This is a genomic window from Corallococcus sp. CA053C (genome assembly GCF_003611675.1).
In the GTDB taxonomy this organism is placed as follows: Bacteria; Myxococcota; Myxococcia; order Myxococcales; family Myxococcaceae; genus Corallococcus.
Map to the genome: position 1 here is coordinate 1 of NZ_RAWA01000790.1, position 1183 is coordinate 1183.

Annotated in this window: 1 protein-coding gene; it reads right to left on the reverse strand. The window is 72.4% G+C overall.

Annotated features, from left to right (window positions below; all coding sequences use genetic code 11):
- Positions 1 to 297, reverse strand: a 297-nt coding sequence (locus tag D7V97_RS43170) for a hypothetical protein (protein WP_147445268.1), incomplete at its 3' end; no start/stop codon positions are given.
- Positions 298 to 1183 lie beyond the last annotated feature (886 nt).

The window sequence follows — 1183 nt, forward strand, 5'->3', positions numbered from 1 at the left end:
CGCGCCGGCGGCCCCGGTGAAGCCGCCCGCGCCGGCCAAGGCCACCCCGGCGCCCGTGGTCACCACCGGCCGGCGCAACACGGAGGAGCTCGTCGCCGTGCGCAAGACCGCGACCGCGCCGGCCGCGTCCCGCCGCGTCTCGCCGCCCACCGAGGCGCTGGCCGCGAAGCCCGCTGATTCCGAGCCTTCCATTCGGACCGAGCCGGACCTGGCACCCGTGGTGCTGGATCCGCTGCTGCGCATCACGCCGTCCGTGGTCACGACGTCCCCCGGGTACGAGGGTGAGACGATCCTCACGCCGCTGTCCCGCGTGGGTGCGCAGGCTCCCGAGGATCCGAAGGCCCGCGCCTCCCGGGAACCTCCGACCTTCGTGCCGCCGGAGGAGCCGCGTCCCCGCGCTGGACGTGAGAAGCCTTCAGAGGAGGCCCGTTCGCGGTCTGCTCGGGATGCGGCGCACGGAGCAGGGGAGGAGCCGAAGGCCCGCGGTGGACGTGACTCCGCGGAGGACGCACGGGCCCGCTCCGCGCGTGACGCCGCGAATGGATCCGAAGACGCACGGCCTCGACCCCCACGAGAGGCCCTGAACACCCCCGAGGATTCCCGTCCGCGTCCTCCTCGCGATGCTGCGAACGGATCCGCGGAAGATGCACGGGCCCGTCCTCCTCGTGAGGCCGCGAATGGATCCGCCGAGGATTCCCGTCCGCGTCCTCCTCGTGAGGCCGCGAATGGATCCGAAGACGCGCGCGCCCGTTCCTCGCGTGACGCTGCGAACGGATCCGCGGAAGACTCCCGCCCCCGCCCTCCTCGCGATGCTTCGAACGGTTCCACCGAAGACGCACGCGCCCGTTCCTCGCGTGACGCCGCGAACGGATCCACCGAAGACGCACGCGCCCGTCCTCCTCGTGAGGCCGCGAATGGATCCGAAGACGCACGCGCCCGTCCTCCTCGTGACGCCGCGAACGGATCCGCTGAAGACGCACGCGCCCGTTCCCCGCGTGATGCCTCGAACGGATCCACGGAAGACTCCCGCCCCCGTCCCCAGCGCTCCTCCACGCTGGACAGCGTGCGCGTCACCCAGCCTCACAACGTCAGCGACAACGAGACGTCCATCTCCCGCGCGCCGTCCCTTCCTCCAGAAGAAGCACCGGAGAACACGCCCGCGGTCCGCCGCTCCCCGTCCTCC